Origin of the sequence: Cytobacillus sp. T106, from assembly GCF_040492155.1 — a bacterium.
GTDB lineage: Bacteria > Bacillota > Bacilli > Bacillales > Cytobacillaceae > Bacillus_AB > Bacillus_AB infantis.
Map to the genome: position 1 here is coordinate 45,861 of NZ_JBEUMK010000018.1, position 20,441 is coordinate 66,301.

At 36.5% G+C, this 20,441-nt stretch carries 18 protein-coding genes and 2 pseudogenes; 6 read left to right on the forward strand and 14 right to left on the reverse strand.

From position 1 onward, the window contains the following. Positions 1-5: 5 nt before the first annotated feature. The 5 genes and pseudogenes from ABU165_RS22035 to ABU165_RS22055 all read right to left on the reverse strand — a co-directional run bounded on the left by ABU165_RS22035 (position 6) and on the right by ABU165_RS22055 (position 3,249). A complete protein-coding gene (locus ABU165_RS22035; protein ID WP_318060966.1) occupies positions 6-458 on the reverse strand; it encodes a YhcN/YlaJ family sporulation lipoprotein in 453 nt (150 codons plus the stop codon). A gap of 82 nt (positions 459-540) precedes the next feature. Next, positions 541-747: a DUF1657 domain-containing protein gene (locus ABU165_RS22040; RefSeq protein ID WP_009336488.1), complete on the reverse strand. Its 207-nt coding sequence runs from the start codon at positions 745-747 to the stop codon at positions 541-543. Between the two features lie 520 nt (positions 748-1,267). Further along, positions 1,268-1,579, reverse strand: a pseudogene (locus tag ABU165_RS22045) (ATP-binding protein); the annotation flags it as partial. A gap of 143 nt (positions 1,580-1,722) precedes the next feature. Beyond that, positions 1,723-2,283, reverse strand: coding sequence for a hypothetical protein (locus ABU165_RS22050; RefSeq protein ID WP_318060967.1), 561 nt, complete (start codon positions 2,281-2,283; stop codon positions 1,723-1,725). Positions 2,284-2,382: 99 nt separating this feature from the next. Next, on the reverse strand, positions 2,383-3,249 hold the full coding sequence (locus tag ABU165_RS22055; protein WP_318060968.1) for an ArdC family protein: 867 nt from the start codon (positions 3,247-3,249) through the stop codon (positions 2,383-2,385). A 1,001-nt stretch (positions 3,250-4,250) separates the two neighbouring features. On the opposite strand from ABU165_RS22055, the gene ABU165_RS22060 reads away from it, so the two are divergent. After that, positions 4,251-4,841, forward strand: a complete 591-nt coding sequence (locus ABU165_RS22060) for a PBECR4 domain-containing protein (protein WP_318060969.1) — start codon at positions 4,251-4,253, stop codon at positions 4,839-4,841. A gap of 58 nt (positions 4,842-4,899) precedes the next feature. On the opposite strand, the gene ABU165_RS22065 is transcribed toward ABU165_RS22060, so the two are convergent. The 4 genes from ABU165_RS22065 to ABU165_RS22080 all read right to left on the reverse strand — a co-directional run bounded on the left by ABU165_RS22065 (position 4,900) and on the right by ABU165_RS22080 (position 9,397). Further along, complete coding sequence (locus tag ABU165_RS22065) at positions 4,900-5,397, reverse strand: hypothetical protein (protein WP_318060970.1); 498 nt, start codon at positions 5,395-5,397, stop codon at positions 4,900-4,902. A 230-nt stretch (positions 5,398-5,627) separates the two neighbouring features. Next, positions 5,628-6,782, reverse strand: coding sequence for a Ger(x)C family spore germination protein (locus ABU165_RS22070; RefSeq protein ID WP_318060971.1), 1,155 nt, complete (start codon positions 6,780-6,782; stop codon positions 5,628-5,630). Continuing rightward, positions 6,779-8,314: a spore germination protein gene (locus tag ABU165_RS22075; RefSeq protein ID WP_318060972.1), complete on the reverse strand. Its 1,536-nt coding sequence runs from the start codon at positions 8,312-8,314 to the stop codon at positions 6,779-6,781. Before ABU165_RS22075 ends, ABU165_RS22070 begins: the two co-directional genes overlap by 4 nt. 3 nt (positions 8,315-8,317) lie before the next feature. Then, positions 8,318-9,397, reverse strand: coding sequence for an endospore germination permease (locus ABU165_RS22080; RefSeq protein ID WP_318060973.1), 1,080 nt, complete (start codon positions 9,395-9,397; stop codon positions 8,318-8,320). A gap of 622 nt (positions 9,398-10,019) precedes the next feature. Here ABU165_RS22080 and ABU165_RS22085 point away from each other — a divergent pair. Further along, entirely contained in the window at positions 10,020-11,231 is a 1,212-nt protein-coding gene (locus ABU165_RS22085) for an IS4 family transposase (RefSeq protein WP_318060974.1), read from the forward strand. 397 nt (positions 11,232-11,628) lie between these two features. Here the strand turns inward: ABU165_RS22085 and ABU165_RS22090 are convergent, their stop codons facing one another. Both ABU165_RS22090 and ABU165_RS22095 read right to left on the reverse strand, forming a co-directional pair. Then, positions 11,629-12,474 carry an AraC family transcriptional regulator gene (locus tag ABU165_RS22090; RefSeq protein WP_047957217.1) on the reverse strand — a complete coding sequence of 282 codons (846 nt, stop codon included), beginning with the start codon at positions 12,472-12,474 and terminating at the stop codon, positions 11,629-11,631. 113 nt (positions 12,475-12,587) lie between these two features. Further along, a complete protein-coding gene (locus tag ABU165_RS22095; protein WP_318060975.1) occupies positions 12,588-13,163 on the reverse strand; it encodes a recombinase family protein in 576 nt (191 codons plus the stop codon). Between the two features lie 148 nt (positions 13,164-13,311). Between ABU165_RS22095 and ABU165_RS22100 the strand changes: the two are divergent. Continuing rightward, positions 13,312-15,861, forward strand: a pseudogene (locus ABU165_RS22100) (Tn3 family transposase); the annotation flags it as partial. Between the two features lie 337 nt (positions 15,862-16,198). Here the strand turns inward: ABU165_RS22100 and ABU165_RS22105 are convergent. Both ABU165_RS22105 and ABU165_RS22110 read right to left on the reverse strand, forming a co-directional pair. Next, positions 16,199-16,816 (reverse strand): recombinase family protein, encoded by a 618-nt coding sequence (locus ABU165_RS22105; protein WP_224905838.1) that lies wholly within the window; start codon positions 16,814-16,816, stop codon positions 16,199-16,201. Between the two features lie 653 nt (positions 16,817-17,469). Then, positions 17,470-17,679: a hypothetical protein gene (locus tag ABU165_RS22110; RefSeq protein ID WP_318060976.1), complete on the reverse strand. Its 210-nt coding sequence runs from the start codon at positions 17,677-17,679 to the stop codon at positions 17,470-17,472. Between the two features lie 313 nt (positions 17,680-17,992). On the opposite strand from ABU165_RS22110, the gene ABU165_RS22115 reads away from it, so the two are divergent. Together ABU165_RS22115 and ABU165_RS22120 are read left to right on the forward strand one after the other, a co-directional pair. After that, positions 17,993-18,436 (forward strand): hypothetical protein, encoded by a 444-nt coding sequence (locus tag ABU165_RS22115; protein ID WP_318060977.1) that lies wholly within the window; start codon positions 17,993-17,995, stop codon positions 18,434-18,436. Between the two features lie 106 nt (positions 18,437-18,542). Further along, positions 18,543-18,818: an HU family DNA-binding protein gene (locus ABU165_RS22120; protein WP_318060978.1), complete on the forward strand. Its 276-nt coding sequence runs from the start codon at positions 18,543-18,545 to the stop codon at positions 18,816-18,818. A gap of 500 nt (positions 18,819-19,318) precedes the next feature. Here the strand turns inward: ABU165_RS22120 and ABU165_RS22125 are convergent, their stop codons facing one another. Continuing rightward, positions 19,319-19,561, reverse strand: coding sequence for a hypothetical protein (locus tag ABU165_RS22125; protein WP_318060979.1), 243 nt, complete (start codon positions 19,559-19,561; stop codon positions 19,319-19,321). Between the two features lie 474 nt (positions 19,562-20,035). Between ABU165_RS22125 and ABU165_RS22130 the strand changes: the two genes are divergently transcribed. After that, positions 20,036-20,441, forward strand: a 406-nt coding sequence (locus ABU165_RS22130) for an MEDS domain-containing protein (RefSeq protein ID WP_353762691.1), incomplete at its 3' end; no start/stop codon positions are given.

The window sequence follows — 20,441 nt, forward strand, 5'->3', positions numbered from 1 at the left end:
CCTCTTTAGGTTTGTTCCTTCATAAGACTTTTCAGTTTGTTCAAATCATTTTTTAAGTTCTTCTTATTCATATCGTTTTTTTTCAGTCTTTGCTCGACCTTTTCAAGCTCCCAGAATATTTTTTTATCAGTCGAAACAAAAACTTTATAGTCGGGATATTTTTTTTCTAAGTCGGATTTTACTGACTTCTCGATACTCTTTAATCGAAATCGATCAAAATTCTCAACTTTAATCGCTGCCATAAGCTCTTTATCAGTATTCACAGCTTTTACGTCTGTAATATCTTCCTTGGCAATTATCTTTTCTTTCGCATGATTGGCAACGGATTGATCAATTGGCTTACTTGTATGTACTTGTGAAATACCAAATTCATTTTGATTACCATTACATCCTGATGCGAAACCAATGACCATTATAATAAAAAGTAGGTTTTTCAATGTGGTTATTTTATCTTTCAAAAAAATCACCTCCATTTTTTTTCATTATTTGAACAGCTGAAAAAAGGTTGGTTAAGAGGCCAACCTTTTTTCGCCTTACTAATTACTGTTGTTTGTATTGAGGTTCTTCTTGTTCGATTTGTTGAACACGTGGTTCAATGCTGTCTACAACGGATTGGGTTTGCTTAGCTGCATCTTGGTAAAGTTGCTTAGCTTGTTGATTATCTGTACCAAGAGCAAATGTTTCAAAACTTGCTTGAGCACTTTTCAATCCTGCTAGAGCTGTTTTAACGTCATTTATTACTGTCATGATAATTTCCTCCTTGAATTTTTTTTACTCTTTTATTTTGCTTTATGGAGAATTTTTTTATTCAATGATTTTTGGGAAATTTAAATCTAAATTATTTTTGACGTATAGCTCCATTTTTTCGATAATAACCCCTTTTCCATATCCCCATCATTTCTTCTATTTCTCGTTGACAGCAATAGCTCTTATAACTTTTCATTTTTTCTTTTCTCAACTTCAATTTCTTTTACACCCCTACCTTTATAAAATAAGATGATTGTATTTCCTGAAAGGACTAATATTTTTCCCATTTTTCGGATATTATCCCAAAGTTTTAAGAGTTTCTCCCTCTTAATCATCCTATTTATGGGTATTTAACATTGAAAATGTAATAACAAAGATAAACGCATGCATTTGTTGAGTATTGCGAAACGAAAAGCCACTTGTGCGGAGTTTTGAGCCACTATTTGCGGATTATGTGGCCAATGAATGCATATTAGAGAGCCGCTGACCTATATTAACCAGCGGCTCTCTTGTTACTTAATTAACGTGTGGCCACTAAACTGTGCCGTTCGCGCATGGACATATTCCCATCAATAAGAATCTTGTAGGAATCGTGCACTATCCGGTCCAGTATTGCATCAGCCACTTGTGCCTGCCCAAGCTTGGAATGCCACCCTTCGGGAGCAAACTGTTAACAGAAGATAGTTGACGTTCTCTTCAGTCTCGCTTCCACAATCTCCAAGAGGTGGAGCACCTGGTCTTGAGAAAGCTCCGTCAGAAGCCATTCGTCCAATATCAATAAATCAATCGTTCTGTATTTCTGAATCAACTTTCGAAAACTTCCGTCCGCTTCATATTCACTTTGTGGAATTGAGGACAAGCCTGTATTAGGCATTTTTAAAACATTCTTAACAAACAGATAAAGAAGACCTGGCTATCTAACGCCTTCGGAGGGGACCTTTTATAACATACAATACTCAAGCACAAAGAGTTCTCTTACTTTACGGAATCAGTGGCCCCTTTAGAAACAGGTTCCCTGTCCTTTAAATCAGCCTGGCGCTCCTGTCGAATAGTCATCGGCTTATTCTTATCCCTTTTCATTTCTTCTAAATACCGGGCTAAATAAGCATCAGTAATACGACGGGGCACATACCCTAATCGCTGCCGAATTAGATTTTCAAGAACAAACATTTTGCGTGTTATTCTTTCATAATTTACCCCTGTTTCTTCTTCTGTTTCCCGATAATCGTCTAACTCTCCGTGTTTCCGGGCCTTATAAAATATATTCATGTAGTTATATATATTAGTTCTCTCTGTGCGTGCATACTTGAGAAGACTGAGCATTTCAAATGTTGAAAGTCTCATTAACTCCGGTGTGGTTTTCTCCAGATAAGCATCCAGCGCAAAGTCACGCACTCTGACTGAAAGGGGCTGATGATCCCGTTGCACCTGGTGCCCCCCTAATACCATAATGCAAAAATCACAATAATATTTTGAACCATGCTGCATCAACTCACTGCCACAATACGGACATGTTATAACACTTTGTTTATCCATGTGAATACCTCCTCGCTTCCCTTCTCCTTTAACGGGGCCGCCTTTCCTGAAAGAAAGGCGGCTTGCCTTGTGCTTGCGATATTGTATGTTATTACTCTCTTATTCTTCGTCCTTTTCTCCTTCACCTAAAATATAGTCTGAGGCTTTTTGAGCTTGTGCAGCTGCTTGAACGACAAGTCGGCTATCATCCTTTAAAGAGCGAAGCCAAGAGTTGATGTAACTCGCGCTATTTTCAATCGTGCTGTTATCAATTCCTGCTACTCCACAAAGCATTGATGCTCCCAATTCTGCTACTAATTCTTCTTTGGAATAAACTTCATCCCCAAATGCTACACTCGCTGTAGTTACTCCGGAACGGGCAAGCCTGCTTTTATGGCCTGTACTATGGATCATTTCATGAAATAGAGTGCTGTAATATTCTTCAGCTTTCACAAAGTCCTTAATGGGTGGGCAGTTAATTTTATCGAGTGTTGGATAGTAGACGGCCCTTCCAGAATAAAAGGTGTAATCCGGGCAGTTTAGATATCCTTTGTATATTTCTTCAGCTTTTTCAATTGGATCGTGATTAAATGATACTTCTTTTCTTTTACTTTCCAACCCTTCTACCTGCGAATTAATTTCAAATACCCGATAGTATAGCAGGTACGGGATTTTTTCGATTTCCCCGTTTTCTTCATTCTCTTTCTCTAACCATTTCCAGAATACAACAATATGCGATTTTTCTCCCTTTTTAACCTTCCCCCCGGCTTCCTTAATTTGCTTAAACGTTGCATATTCTCCGGATTGTAAAAGAAAGGTATTGATTCCCCTGTATGGTTTTTGGGTTTTCCAGTTAACAGCTCCTCCATTGATCCACGGCTTACGCCAAGGGATGACACCCTCCTCTAACTGCTCAATGATTCTTTCTGTAATCATTTCATATACGTTCTTTTTTCCTTCTAAGTTCTTCTCTTTTGTTTTTGGCATTGTCTGTTCCTCCTTTTGTTCTTTGCCTTCTGAAGCGTTTCCTTTCCCAAAGGGAAGGATTTTGCCCCTTTGACAGGAGAAACGAACAATGAGCATAGAGAAGGAGTCAAGGGAGCTCTTAGCGGAAAAGTTTTTTGTGTTGCGCAGCGTATGTAACAAAAAAGTTTTTTGCCCCTTGACTGCTTCTCTATCCGACTTACCTTGCAGCAATGGGAGGGCGAAGCCTAGGTGGCTCCGGTTGCTGCAAGGTTAGTTCGGATTGCGTGATTGTACGATTCGGAAGGCAAAGGGCAAAATCCTCATTTAATAGCAGCCGGCGGGCTGCTTTCCGCTTTGTTTTTTAGGGTTTTAAGGTCTCGGGGTTTTCAGATCTTCGGCTCGTGGGGTACGGCCGCAGGCAAATGGAACAGGAACCTACGGAATGTAGGCGAGGCATGAGCCGTACAAGCCGTGGTTATCGGGCCATTTAGTAGCACAGCGACACGTACAGGCTGTAAGAAAGGGCGCTCTTCCCTTTCTTACAGCTTGTAGTGCAGCCCGCCCCAAAAAAGAGTTCTAGAAGCCCTAGATTATTTATTAAGTACAACCTGATCTGACTAAACAAATGACAACTTAACTACGCAGACGTATCTTTTGCTTCATGCAAAAAAGGAGAAGGATTCAACCTTCTCCGCAAAGCTATATTTTAAATTGAAGCAGAATTAAGTTATAAAATGCCGGAAAGTGTACGCAAAAGCTAAAGAAATGAGTGCACACCCTTGTTTATTATGTTGCACTCGGGTATACTATAAGTGTGGTTAGTTACTAACTCCTATGTAGGTGTGTGGCCCTACATTCCCGCTTGGGGGACGTTAAAGATACCTCGATATATCCAGCTCAGGGATTCCTTCCTGATGCCGTCCACATTTTTAATTTAAAATTTCAGCGAGAGCAAAGTATAGTATAATTAACCTTGGTAAACATTTACCAAGGTTAATTTTTATTTTAGGGGAATCATACTAATGTTATCAGTAACGGATTTACTCTCTTTGCAGTCAAAGCCTTTAGAAAAAGATATAACCCTTCAAACAATACAGCAATTTTATAAAGAACATTTATGTGACCGTCTCTTCACTTTTGAATTGGATGATGAAGAAAGACCTTTGGTAAATTTACGTTTTCATGAAAAAGATCTATGTCATTTACTTGGAATTCATTACGTCGTTCAAAAATTAAAGAACAAATACGATTATTCAGGTGAAAAGGGATATAGGAAGCTAAAGGATGGTACAGTCTCTTTTGACTTTTTAAAGACCACAAACAAAGTGTGGTTTAAATCTAAACGGAACCGCATGTTATACCTGCCGTTTATATATCAAATTGTTCATTCCCCTAGTGTAATCGTTTTTTCTGCAGAAAATCTTAATACTAACCTCGATGTAGATATTATTCTCTATAGTCACCAAGATAATACTTATTTGCACTTAGGGGTTGATAAAGACGCTGATTCAAGCTTTTATTACCCAAAAAGCTTTTATGATCGTAAAAAAGATGATCACATAGCCGGAAGAAAACAGTTAAATGTAAAAGCTGTTAAAATTCAAACCGACTAAATCAAAAAAGTCCTCCTGTAAAGAGGCTTTTTGATTTGATCATCCTTCTCCTCCTTGTTTATATTCCCAATCGTACTTTTTCTTCTTCACAATAATTTTCCACAGATCTCAAGGACCAATATTTAACTCCACCGACAAATAGATCTGGTTTAGGGACTTTTCCGCGTTCAAAGTAAAGATTGAGCTTTTGCCTGCCATAATTAAGCCCTTTCTGCGTTAAATAATCAGCAAATTGACTTAGACTTAAATATTCAGATCCGTTTTTAATCAGACAATAGGACGGATGTTTTATCAAATAGGTATCTTCTCGAAAATAATCTGTTATCAATTCAAGAGCAAATTCCAGCCAATCATTATCCAACCGTTTATACAGATGCCCCAAATCAAACTCTTCTTTGTCGGGAGCTTCAAAAAACCAGGCTAACTTAAGGAAAGTAGCTTGTACTTCATCCAGCTGCATAAGGGATTGTTCAGACAGAAAAAGGTTTTCATAATCATTCAATCTTTCTTCCAGCATGGGAAACTTCTCAACGATCTTCCGGGTTGCCTTTTTCATATTAACTCCTCCTGTATACATTGTATACAAAATATAACATCTGGTGTATACAATGTATACACTTTTAACCAAAAAAAGGGAGATTTCTCTCCCTTTCTGCTACATTTGGGGTAGCGTCAGGAAAATGCGGATTTACAACGTTAAGGAATTCAATATAAAAAAGCCTAATTTCTCGGTGTTGCAAGAGCTTAGGCCTTTTTAAAAAACTATAAGTACCGTTTGAATTAATATTAGGATCCATCTTGGTACTTCAACTTTCCGGAGTTAACTAAATTAACTTTAACTTTTAAATTCTTTATACTGTGTTCATTTAAGTAAAACGAGTCTGTTTTTACTTCTTCTTTCCATTTTCTTGGATTCTGACGGTATAATGATTCACCTAATTTGTAGATATCTGCATTTATTTCTATTCCTTTTTCAAAGGATTTTAGAATTTCTAATTTGATAATATCTTCAGTTTTTGTAATCAACTCTTTATCACTAATTTCCTTGATCTTCTCATTTATTCCAGCTTGAACCTCAACTCGAATATTAAAAAGTATGGGCTTACTACTCATAATAGGGGAAATTGTAATCTTAGGTTTCTCTATCACTACGGAAACAACAGCGCTATCATTCTCAATAATCCACACAGGAGATCGAACGGTTTTTTCATCCATCCATCTTAGACCGTTTAAATCAGTCTCAGAAAGCCAGCCTTCTAGGCGATTATTTCTTACAAAAAATGCTCCATCAATTCTTAATAATGGTGCTTTTTTGGATTCTTCTTTCCAATTTTCTGTTGAAATTTTAAGTGATGGGATATAAGCAGTTTGCCCCATCGGATCACTATCTCTAATAAATTGATAAAATTGTTTAGGTTGTATGTAAGATCGTTGTTTATAACTTTCCTTTGGTTCATGGAGAATGGTAGACAACCCCGATAATGTAAGAAAGGCTTTTGTTTTAAGTATATCATCAATGGGTTCCTTTGTAGCGTATAAGAGAATATTATAGCGTATTTCTCGGTAACGATTAATAAAATCGATTGAATCTTTAATATCTTCTTTTAGGAGTTGTTCACTCAACACTAGCGTAGAAACATGTCCCCAAAAAAGGCTTTGTTGAGCGTCTTTATATAATTGATTTAATGCTTCCGTAATGGTAATACCTTCACCTCTTCCTATCCACACGGGTGGTTGTTTATCAGGTCTAGCCCCCTCTAACTTAGCAACGTTAGAAAAGTCAAGTAACTGAGCATAAGCTATATATTTTCCTTCTTTAAAATCTATACCAAGAGCTGCAACATAATAAATATCTTGAACTTCTTTAATATTCCAACATCCAGATAACATTGCACTAGTGATAAGCATCATAATTATTAGTTTTATTTTGTGCAGCTTCACTGTTTTCCTTCTCCTTCGTCCGTTTTAGAACTATCATTGGTTCGGAGATAACCAACTCTATGTCCATAACTTCTCCACGGTAAGCGAAATAATGCCTTGAAAAAATCTGAACTAGATTTTGGGAAAACTAAAGCTAAGTAAGGGATTCCAAAGGAACGCAATCTTGAGGTATAAAGAAAGATTACAAATCCGGCAAGTATAAATCCATATAACCCCATCAAAATTGAACATACTAGTACAAAGCCCCTGAGTATGGATACTGCTCCTGCTAATAGTTGGTTTACTAGAGTATACCCCGCAATAGCAGATAAAGCAGTAATAACAATGACAGAAGGGGAAATAAAACCCGAACGGATTGCTGCATCCCCAATGATTAGTCCGCCTACCACTGAAAGGGTTTGACCAAGGGGGGAAGGTAATCTTTGACCGGCTTCACGGAACATCTCAAAAAGAAATAAAACAATCATAAGCTCTAGTGGTGCTGGAAATGGTAGACCTGATCTTGCAACAGTCACAGTCGCAAGAAGAGGGAAAGGAATTTGATCTTGGTGATAAGCAAGTAATGCCATCCAAAATCCAGGTAAGAATACAGCTAAAAGAAACCCTATCCACCTATAAAAGCGCGCAAATGACACAGTTATAAAATTAAAGTGGGAATCTTCTGCTGCTTTTATTAAAAAAGTAATAGTAACAGGAGCGATAATAACAATAGGGGACCCATCAATTATAATCACTACTCTACCTTGCAATAAGCATTCCACAGAAAAATCAGGTCTAGCTGTATCACCACAAAGAGGAAAAATAGATAAAGATTGTTTCGATATCAACTCTTGTATTTGAGTTGAACTAATTACGCCATCAATTTCAATTAACGCTAGACATTCTCGAATGTTATTAAGAATCTCTAAATTAACTAAATCTTTTAAATATAATAATCCTATTTGAGTTTGAGTTCGTTTACCTAACGTTAATGTTTGATAAGACAAAGTGGGATGTCTTAATCTTTTACGAATAAGTGCCACGTTTGTTGAAATATCTTCAATAAAATTGTCTCTCGGCCCACGAACGGATATTTCGTAATTAGATTGTTCGGTCGAACGGTTTGGTTTATTTGAAGCACTGACAGAAAAATAGGTAAGCGACTTAGGAAAATACAGAACTAAATTTCCGTTAAATATTTCCAAAGAGATAGACTCTAATCCTTCTTCCACTTCTAAAGGTGTCCACTCTAGTTCTTGTTGATACTTATCAATTTCTTCTTTTAAGAAAAGATATTTATGTTTTTGAGCTATTTTTTCTAATTGTGGAATAACAATCTGATTTATTTGTTTTTTGTCCACTAAACTTTCGCAATAAATGAAAAAGGTCTCAAAATCTTTTTCTTCACTTCCAATTTTATGGAGAACAACTTTAACATCTTCACTATCTTGATATGTTGAACGTATTTTTTCCTCATTTAACGTTGGATTAGGTTTATAGATAGAATATTTTCCATTACCGTCAATTTTTTTATTTTGATTCCCTCTTCTCAAGGTTTATCTCTCCTTTCCTCTTTTTAGAAAAACTAAAAATCCTAATACTACAGTAAAGAAAAGTAAAAATAAAAAAGATAAATGAAAATAAACATTCTGTAAAAAACGAACAAATTCGATATCACTAATAGGTAGAAGAACAGCGATAAGTGAAATTAGTGAACTGATTCCTATTAAGACCTTCCTTTTTTTCTCGTTATTAAATGAAAATAATTGTCCAATCATATATAAACCAAAACTTATCCTAATAAATCCACCTGATAACCATTGGTAAACTGAAAAGAAATCTACATGTTCGATATACTTTCCTATCTTCAATAATCTCCATTCTTCGTAAGCAGGATACCTCTGATTAGCAGCCTCTTCAGGTCCAAAAATAGCAATAGAACCCAATAAAGGTCCAAGCGTTAAGCCTATCAACACTAAACCGAGCATAATAAAACTCCGTGACTTGATATTCACTTTTAATTTATGTTGAATTAAAAATATTAAAGTCACTTCTAGCAGAGAACCTAAACTATAGACGGTTCCTTTAATAACGGGTGTCAATCCATTCTCAAGGATAGGAAATATTTGAGAATAATCCTTATGCGGAACATTAAGACTCATAACGAAAAAGCCCAAAGCAACAACAAATACTAATAAAAAACCTGACAAAATAGATAAGGTCGTAAAATTAGAAGTTGCAGCAAAAAAACAGATAACTAAAAATACCATTGCTAAAATAGGCGCAGGACTTTGTGGAAAATAGGATGTAACTGTCCATACAATCATATCCTTTAAGGTAACTCCAATAAATAAGAGGATAAACATAAACATTAATAAACATAATCCTCTTGTAATAATATTCCCAAAATGGTTAGTTAACCATGAATACAGATGTGTGTGGTCTAATTTTTTCATTATAAATCGAATAAAAAGTAACCAAACGAGAATGAATACTCCAGATAAGAGGACAGAAATCCATGAATCCCTCCTTGAGATAGCTAATAACATAGGAATTACCATAACATGATTCATTAAACCTATACTCATCATAAACAGAACAAATGCTTGTGAAAAATTCGCTTTATGTTTTTGCATTGTTTCAACCTACTAACTTATTTTGATTCGATAAAGAATGAACTAATAAAATCAAATGAATTTCTAGGGTATTAAACGGTATTATTTCCATTTATTAATGAATTATCCATAAATCGATAGAATAACAAGGGCATTAATTGCATATATGGAATAATCCGGTGACTTTCCAATCCATTAAACATTGGTTTCGGAAATCCTGAATAAGGATAGGCAACGGTCACCTTCCCAAGGTTTTGGTCCAAGTGTAATAAATCTAATTCCATTAAACGCTGAAGATCATTGATATTGACGATTCTTTCCGCAACCATGGAAAGAAGAATGTCTAAACCTATACTTTTCTACACATCGGGTTCACCCTTTTTTTTATATAAAAACTATTTTAATACATTATTTGGAATTAAAAATCAACTTTATTTATCGATAAATAAATATTCATATAAAAATCCAGTCTTCAATTGAAAACCGGATTTTTATACCTTTTTAACACTAGCTTTGCAAATGTTTGGTATATATTTCCTGATCATTAAAGGTTTAGATAATAAAAAATCTCCTAATTGAAGAAGTAAGGCAATTAAGGCGGTCGCAACACCTTAATACACTTCAACAATTAGGAGATGGTAAAATGCTCATTGATCATTTACCCAATTCTACTGTCGTTGAAAAGTGTTTGTGCCTTTTAAAACTCGAAAATTTTCGAGATCCTTATCTTGACCACGGAGCCAAGAAATTGTTATCGGGTAAAGCCATTCTTTTATTCGTAGAAGCTTTTCTTCACCAAAGAGGTTCCCTTTGGGATTTGGAGGAAAACCTTAAGGCTAAGGATAAACTGCAGGAACTGACAGAACTTGAGGGAATCCACTCCTCCACTCTGTACCGGAAACTTGAAAAACTTCCAACCTGGCTTCTGCAGGATACAGCCATGAAATTATTCTCCCGGATTGATGGCCATTACACACAAAAGGTAAGCACCATGGAAGCCGGGAGGCTTTCGGTAATTGACTCGACTGAAATCTCTTTACCGGAAAAGGCAGGCGAATGGGCGTATTCCTCCAAATCCAAAAATGGCGTTAAAATCCACTTGAAATTGGCCGTTCTGGATGAAAAAACTTATTATCCGGAAGATGCCATACTTTCCACAACCGGCGTTGCAGATAAGGAAGTTTCCATTAATTTAGTAGTTGATAAGGATGCCACTTACGTAATGGATCGCGGGTATATCAACTACAGCCATTTCCATAATTGGATTGAGAGGAAAATCAATTTTGTCGTTCGTATTAAAGGAAATTCACGGACCAAACTCCTCACGGAGCACTCGGTTCCTTCCAACAGCCGAATTGTTAAAGATGCGGAGGTTGAAATCCACGATATTAAGAATGACCGAAAATTTCCTCTGAGGCTGGTGGAATTCCTGGATGAAAAGGACAATAAGTTTCGAATCCTGACCACACGAAGGGATCTTTCCGCCGAACAAGTGGCTGAAATTTACAGAATGCGTTGGAAAATCGAGCTTTTTTTCAAGTGGGTGAAACAGCACCTTAAACTCGTCAAGCTTTACAACCATAAGCCCGCAGCTGTTTGGAATCAACTATGGCTCGCAATGATTGCATATGGCATAAGCGAACTGATTAAAATTGAGACAGGTACCAACCGGTCAACATGGCGGGTGCTTAAGCTTCTTAGGTTCTATTGGCATGATAGCTGGGACCGGTTTATCCAGGCCTTGGATCGAAAACCTGCCAAACCATCAAAAGGAAGAAGGAAAAAAGGAAAACCAGGCAGACGAAGGAAACATCCTAAAAAATTGAAGACAGTGCAGATTATCCACGGAAACTAAGAAGGAAAATTTTAAAAAAATGCGACCGTCATGTCTTTTTTGGCATGCCCTCATTTTCGAAAAAACAAGCTAATTCAAGCTAGTTTGAACAAGTTTCCATTTTTAACCTCTTATTTGCAAGACTAGTGCCTTTTTAATGATGATGATCATGATCATTACTATTCTCTTCATTGTGTGGTTCTTCTTTAAGTGAATTTAGTTCTTCTTCCGAAACATTTCCTACAATGAATTGTTTCTTTGGCGCAACATACAAATCTCGAGCTGTTGCGTCAGGAAAATGCGGATTTATATGGATAAGGAAATTGCAATATAAAAAGCCCGATTTCCCTCAACTAAATTGAGAAAATGGGATATTTTTTGTACTCCATAAACAGCTTTCTATTATTGAATATGTAAATTACTTTGGGATAACAGGGACCCATAGTTCATGTCTTGGTTTATGTTTCGGACCGTGATAACATTCTATACAAGGTAAATTTGCAAGTTCATACTCGGAGGTAGGGACCCACTCGGAATATAAACGTTTCCATGCATCTACTATGTTCGGAAAAACCGCCCATGTACTTGCGGGAATTATAAGCGTCTCCATATTTGCTGGGGCTTCCCCATCGTATCTTACGCCCATGAAATAGGAAAACTCTTCATCTGTTATGGCTGCTTCTTTTCCGCAAACCCCCAGAAGGCTTTCAAGCGTGCATTTTGGATTTTCCCATGACATATCTACTAGTTCTTGCATAAATCCATCTTTTTTCGCAGTGTTCCAAAGCGTTGGGATTGTTTTAAATGCTCTGCTTGTTTTTACTGGTTTACTTTTTCCAACAATTCTTAATTCAAAATCAAGGTTTTCAATTCTGTAGTCCATCTCGGTATCTCCTTTAATAGAAATTTGAAAGGAAATTCTGGGAAAGGCTTTTAACTGTACCCCTCTATTACGAGCATTGGAAGGGGTTACTCCATGCATTTTTTGAAAAGCACGTGAGAAAGTATCAGAAGAAACATAACCATATTTAATTGCCACATCAATGATCCGAATATCACTTTTTTGAATTTCAAATGCTGCAAGTGTTAACCGTCTTCGTCTAATATATTCTGATAGCGATACACCTGAGATTGAAGAGAACATTCTTGAAAAATGAAACTCAGAACACTTAGCTGCTTTTGCAATCTCTTTGTAGTCTATTTCTTCATCCAGGCTATTTTCAATGTAGTTTAACGCATTGTTCATTCTTTCAAGCCAATCCATAAGTTTACTCCCTTTCAATACTTACTTTAAAACAAAATAGATAATAATTGCCGACATTTCATGCCTAAAAATGTTGGTAAAAAGAATATACCTTTTGATAGAATCAGGACAAACTATTTGTTTCCTTCCGATAGCTTTCTATATAATGAAGCCCTAGATACATTAGTAATTTCACAAATTTGATTTACAGTCATACCGCCTTCTTTATATAGCTTTACGGCATAATTCATTCCTGCGTGATTTTTATGATACTTCTTTAAACGACCCTTAAACTTTCCTTCTTTCTTAGCTAGCTCAATCCCTTCACGTTGACGCATACGGATAAGATCACGCTCTAATTGGTTCACACCAGCCATTACTGTAATTAAGAATTGGCTGTATGGATTATCCTCTGATAAATCTAGCCATGTATCCTTGAGTGATTTTAAGCTTGCCTTTTTCCTCCGTATTAAATCAATCAATTCAAATAAGTCCTGCGTACTCCGAGTGATCCGAGTTAAGTCTGTAACATAAATAATGTCCCCTTCCTGTAAGTCCTCTAACATTTTTTGAAGTTGCTCGCGATCCTTTGTTGCACCGGAAACTTTTTCTTCAAAAATAATGTCCACTCCGATTTCGTTCAATTGTTGAAATTGCCTTGAAGGATTTTGGTTAGTCGAACTGACACGTATATAACCAATTTTCCGCAAAATATCACCTCGTTTTTGAGACAAGTCTTATGAGACATTCTTAACTATGATTTTATCAATCTATTACACTTGTATCAATAGAGTACACTCTATTGATATATAATTATCATAATTGATTGAATATTATATTGAAACGAGTTGATACCTGATGAAAATGGCAAGAGGAAGAGAATTACTTACAACGGATCAAAGGAATCTTCTAATGGAGATTCCGGAAGAAGATTTGATTGAAGGAACCTACTATACTTTTTCTAATCATGACTTGGCAGTTATTAATAAAAGACGCAGAGTAGAAAATCGATTAGGGTTCGCAGTGCAATTAGCTGTTCTTCGATATCCAGGCTGGTCATATACACACATTAAAAACATGCCTGATTCGGTTTTGCGATACATAGCAAAACAGATCAATGCAGATCCTTCTTCACTTGGTCTTTATCCTCAAAGAGAAAATACATTGTGGGATCACATGAAAGAGATTCGGAACGAATATGGTTTTATAACATTCACTCTAAAAGAATATCGAATGACATTTAAACACCTTTATCAATTAGCATTAGAAAATGGAGATGCCATTCATTTACTACATGAGAGCATAGATTTTTTGAGAAAGAATAGAGTTATACTTCCTGCTATTACAACACTCGAAAGGATGGTATGGGAAGCTCGTGCAATGGCCGAAAAGAAGATATTTAATACCGTGAGTCAATCTCTAACAAATGATCAAAAAGAAAAGCTTGAAGAAATCATTACATCTCAGCATCGATCTGAAACCAATAAAACAATTTTGGGTTGGTTAAAGGAGTCACCAGGTCATCCTTCTCCTGAGACATTTTTAAAAGTAATAGAAAGACTTGAATATATTCGAGGAATGGAACTCGGAAGCGCTAAGCTTAATCATTTACACCGGAATCGCTTTTTACAGTTTTCTCGATTAGGTTCAAGATATGAACCTTATGCTTTTCGTGACTTTCAAGAAAACAAACGTTATACAATTCTAACCGTATATTTATTGAAACTTACTGAGGAGTTAACAGATAAGGCTTTTGAAATTCATGATAGACAAATACTAAGCTTGCTGTCAAAAGGACGAAAGGCTCAAGAAGAAATTCAGAAAAGAAATGGTAAAAAGGTAAATGAAAAAGTCATACACTTTTCTAGCATAGGACAAGCATTAATAAAAGCTAAAACGGAAGGATTAGATGTCTTTGAGGTTTTAGAGTCTGTCATTGAATGGAATTCCTTTGTCACTTCAGTAGAAGAAGCTCAAGAACTAGCCCGACCTGTGGATTATGATTATCTAGATTTACTCCAAAAGCGCTTTTATTCCCTTCGAAAGTATACACCGACACTATTGAAGGTTCTAGATTTTCGTTCAACAAAGTCAAACGAACCACTTTTGCAGGCGGTTGAGATTATACGAGGTCTGAACGATTCTGGAAAGCGAAAAGTCCCTGCAGCAGCACCTGTAGATTTTGTTTCAAATCGTTGGAAAAGGCATTTATATGAAGAAGACGGTACAATCAATCGGCACTATTATGAAATGGCTGTTTTAACGGAATTGAGAGAGCATGTTCGAGCCGGTGATGTGTCTATCTCAGGCAGTAGACAATATAGAGATTTTGAGGAATATTTGTTTTCACAAGATACATGGAACCAAGACAAAGACCGTACACGATTATCAGTTAGCTTATCGTTCGAAGACTACATCCAAGAAAGGACCAATAGCCTTAATGAGAAGCTAAAATGGTTATCTAACAATTGGAATAAACTAGAGGGAGTTTCGCTTGAAAAAGGAAAGCTTTCAATTGCACGGTTGGAGAAGGATATTCCAGAGGAAGCTAAAAAATTTAGTGCTAGCCTTTATCAGATGCTTCCAAGGATAAAATTAACCGATTTACTCATGGATGTTGCTCATATAACTGGATTTCATGAACAATTTACTCACGCCTCAAATAACCGTAAACCAGATAAAGAAGAAACGGTAATCATCATGGCTGCCCTATTAGGAATGGGATTGAATATTGGTTTAAGTAAGATGGCTGAAGCAACGCCTGACCTTACATATAAACAACTTGCCAATGTATCTCAATGGAGAATGCATGAAGATGCCATGAGCAAAGCACAAGCTGTATTAGTAAACTTTCATCACAAGCTAGACTTATCTTCCTATTGGGGTGACGGTACAACTTCTTCGTCAGATGGAATGAGAATGCAGGTAGGCGTTTCATCTTTACACTCAGACGCAAATCCGCATTACGGTTCCGGAAAAGGTACAACAATCTACCGATTTACCAGCGATCAGTTCTCATCGTATTACACAAAAATTATTCATACCAATTCAAGAGATGCAATTCATGTCCTAGATGGATTATTGCATCATGAAACCGACTTAAATATAGAAGAGCATTTTACAGACACTGCTGGCTATACTGATCAAATTTTTGGATTAACTCACCTTTTAGGTTTTAAGTTTGCACCAAGAATAAGAGATTTGTCAGATTCAAAGCTGTTTACATTAGAAAAGGCAAGCAAGTATCCAAAATTAGAGTCTATTTTACGTGGCCAAATAAATATCAAGATCATTAAAGAAAATTATGAAGATGTCTTACGATTAGCTCATTCTATAAGAGAAGGAACGGTATCGGCATCACTTATTATGGGGAAACTTGGCTCCTACTCTAGACAAAATAGTTTAGCCATCCATAAGCTTGAAAAAAAAGTCATGTATTTAATAGCAGAGAATGGAAAGTTGTTACAGAAGAAGAAAGAGCTAGGAACACTATTTAATAAGCTCTCTCTTTTATTGGGGCCCACGTCGTCTAACCAATGAAAGATCTATGATGAGTTTTAGCATCCTGCCACCTGTATTGGGGAGATTCCAGATATAATCCTGAAAAGTATAAAGAATTAAGTCAGTAAAGCGCTTTAGAAAATAGTGCAAAAGTTAACAGGGTAAATAACGCTGTGCTGACGATAGATTATCCAACGAGGCGGAATTGGCCCCTTTAGTTGAGTAAAGGCTAGTTTCTTCTATATTATATTTGTTGCTGTATTTCCTTTTCATGCTCCTTCACTAGCTTATAAAAAGTAGTTTTTTTAACACCGGCTATTTTCATGGCTCTGACAGCTGTCAGTTCCCCGGCTTTCCATGGTTCATATACTTCTCTAAAGGCTTCTGTCACATACGCTTTTGGACGGCCAAAGACAACTCCCTTCTGCATGGCGATATCTATCCCCTCGCGCTGCCGTTTGCGGATCCGTTCGCGCTCTTCCTCAGCCATCCAAGATAGTATCTGCAATACCAAATCCGCGATAAATGTGCCAAGACTGTCCTTATATTGGGTGGTATCCAAAAGCGGCATATCCAAAACGACTATATCGGCTTTAATGTTTTTCGTTATGTCATTCCATTCTTGCAAAATGTCCTCTTTGTGTCTTCCAAATCGATCCAGTGCATGGATGTATAGCGTATCTCCTTCACGAAGGATACGCTTCAGCAATTGATATTGAGCACGGTCAAAATCCTTACCGCTTTGCTTATCTAAAAAGATATCCCGGCCGTCTATTCCCATTTTCTTCATTGCCTCTAACTGCCGGCCTTCATTTTGATCCTTGCTGCTCACTCGGATATAGCCAAACTTTCTACTATTCAGAAATATACCTCCTTATTTCTGTCTTCCTCTTCTATTCTATCAAAAATCGTCCGTAAAAGTAATGAAAATACATGAACGTCCGCAAATAGCGTTTGATAAATTTACGAACGTCAAACATCTCCGAGTGATGAATAAGAGTAAGAGTTCGTAAATGTGTACTTTTATGAACGTGTATACATCTAAATTTTGTAATAATTTAAATTTAATTTTTTTTTACAATAAAAAGAGTGTCCCATTGTAACGCATGGGACACTCCAAAAGTATGTAAGGTATCATCCAAGATGCTCACCACTCAGTCATCATCATGACGTTGGTACTCTCCCTGGTCATTCTCATCTACGAGTTTGGTTAAGAAGAAGATCTAAGTTCAGTTTCGATCTGTCTTCCTGACTCCAGCCCGATTGTTTGACCTAATCATTAATAGCGTCCTCATTCATTTTTAAGTTTACAATCTTCAAGTCAGCCATCTTCTAATGAAACTGTTCTTCACCTTCTTCAAAATGGTCATAGGGCTTTAAGGTCCTTCATTTGACTTAAATATTAAGTATTAATCGCCTTATCCTTGGCCGGCAGCAGCTGTTTTATATCCAGTGAGACGATTGCCTTAAGGAATGACAGGCAAGAAGTTCTTTGACAAAAAAATTCAACTGAATTCACCCAACAGTTTTAGCGGATGACACGATCTTCTTCTTTCTATGCAACAATACAGCCAAGGCTTTGAGTGATGAAGATTTGGGAGCCCATAGAAATACATGTTCCAATACTGCTTCTTCATGGCAGTTCTGAAATAAGGGGCTTTCCATTAAAGATCCCGCCAGAGTAGCCTTCTTAAGCAGCAGTTTCTCTATAACATCGTCAGCCATAGTTTCATATTTCCCCCAGTAAAAGGACGCGTAAAACGAACATTTTTGGGAGTTCAATCTCTGAATGCCATGATTGAAACGTAACGGGCTGTTTCCTGGATTTTCTATGAAAATGGCCCTTCCAAAAACATTTAAACGACATGGGAAGCTGCTAACTAAAGACTTTGAAGTTTCCATTGATGTAGGCGCTATATATGTACAATTATTATACTTTAATATATACATTAATTAGGTTGTTAAATTTAACATATAAATACATAATAATAAGGGCAATCTGAATGAACACAAGAAAATTAAACCTTGGAGGATATAGATGCAGAGACAAACCAAACTGATTGTAGAAAGATTTACAAACTTAGAAGATATTTTATACTCTCCAGCTCGTTGGAATTCAGGAACTATTAGTTTATTCAATCGAACAGAACAAGTCTTTTTTAGACTAGCTTGTTTTTTTGAGGACCCCAATACATTCTCATTGGATACGGCCTCTTTATATAGTCATTTAGATGGTGAATTGTTGGAGTTTGCTTTAGCATTATTGGGTAGGTATTATCAAGAAAATTCTTACCTTGTTCAGCCCTCTTCCACAACTTTAAAAGAACATGAGCTTTTTATAGATTCAAATCAGCTCGCTGATTTAGTGATGAAGTATAAATTGGAACCGCGTGAACTGAAGAGAATACCAGCGCCCGACTTAATCGTTGCCGGTAAGCATATTGGTCTCAAGAAAAGGCTGAAGCTTTCTGTAACAGAATGAAAAACTAATCTCAATCTCTTATTGGTTGCGAACTCATGTACCCTATGATACAACTAGGATAGGCTGAAAGTAAAAAAGTATATCATTTGGAGTGTGGGAGTAAAAAATGAATAAAACGGATTTAATTATTCAAGTGACTCAAGCTGCTGAATTAACGGGTAGGAATGGCGGGATAGCGGTTAATACAGTCTTAGATACCATTGTAGAGGCTTTAAGAAACGGCGAAAAAGTTCAAATACCTGGATTTGGGATGTTTGAAGTTCGTGAACGAGCTGCACGTACAGGACGCAACCCTCAGACAGGAGAAGAAATAAATATTGAAGCGAGCAAGGTCCCTGCTTTTAAAGCAGGGAAAGCGTTAAAGGATGCAGTAAAGGAGTAAACAGCTTCTACATAGGAGTATTGAATGCTCATTTACTTCCATTTTTCAAAACCCTTACTGAAATATCGCTTCAGTAAGGGTTTTTTCATATGTTTTTGGCCTACATCTTTATATCATTATTTAATGAGAGTATTCCTATCTTGTCCCGTATGAAACGTCTAGAGGTTTAGCAAAGAGCGAATAAAAATATTGGATGGCATTTTAGAGTGTTAAGAAACAAGAAAAGTTACACAGAATAGGTGGGAATCTTTTGGAAGGAGCAGAATATTGGGTTGGCTGTTGGTATTACTCTTAACATAAGCGGATATAAAAACAATTAATGATAAAGAGGACTCTAATAAGTACTTTCACTATCAGAAGAATTGAAGATTTGCAGGGCACTGCATTTGGAGGAAAATCTGAGATGGCCTTTTGATTGGTCTATCGTTGAGTGGGAAAAAGTGTCACTCGTTAGCATATAGGTGCTTTTTCTTTTTGGTTAATTAAACGGGGGTGTGACTTTAATTTACATATTTGCTCTGTTGGATTTCCTGAGTGTTGGGTTGCTTATACTGAGTTTCAACTTGATCACGATAAATTTCTTGTAGAGCTTGCTCACTCATTTCTCGCTTCTCTGCGGCGGCCTTCATGAGTGCAATTTCATGGAACATGGCTTCAGAAAGTATTCCCCTTTTAATATTTCTTTTAATTTCCACATAAAAACCTGCTAATAACTCATCCGACAATTGTTCGTATATAGACATACATTCTCCTCTCCGAAACAGGTTAAACGCTTGTACGTATATAGTTCTAGAAAAAACAGCGAACCCCTTCTATTTTTTACTTTTTAAGAGTTTTTAAGGCTTAACCTCCCAACTTACCATGAATAGCCTATATCATGGAGAATTACTTTTAGCTACAATTACTGCTGCTGTTCCACAATTTTAGCACCCCCTATATGCCACATATGCGGCCAGTGCTGTCCTTCTTCTGAAGTAAAAATCAAATTATTCACAATATGTTTGCAGGAGTACCCTTTGTTACATTTCGGGGCAAGTCACACACTTTATGTCGATCGCTACTATCTTCCAAGGAATATTATAGTTATTTATGACACAAGACAAAACCTCATGTAATATATACATAGTTGTCGATAAGCACGATTTAGGAATTCTGTATTTCCATTTAAAGTGGAGGAATTACAGCAGCGATTTAATAGAGAAGAGGGAAGATGGTAAATGAATGATCAAATGGTGCACTTAATGAAAAATTTAAAAGGAACCAATAAGGGGCATATTTTTTATGAGTATAAAGATGAAGACTGCTATATACAAAATGCCGTCTCTTTTATTGTAACGGTAGTAAAGAATGGAAGCCATATTTTGCTTCTTGAAAATGATCGGAATATTAGGCTAATTAATAAAAAATTGAAGGATCGTTTAAGCGAGAAGGAAATCGTACGCATACACTTTACCAATAATTTCGACTTTTATTATGCAAATGGGAACTTTCATCCTCAAACCCTTTTGGAGTATTTCTCGGAAAGAGTTAGAGCTCTTGAAGCTAAGGAAATTTCCGTTTGCTCATGGGGGTTAATAGAGTGGAGAGATGAGGATGACTTCTCACAGCAAATTCAAGAGTATG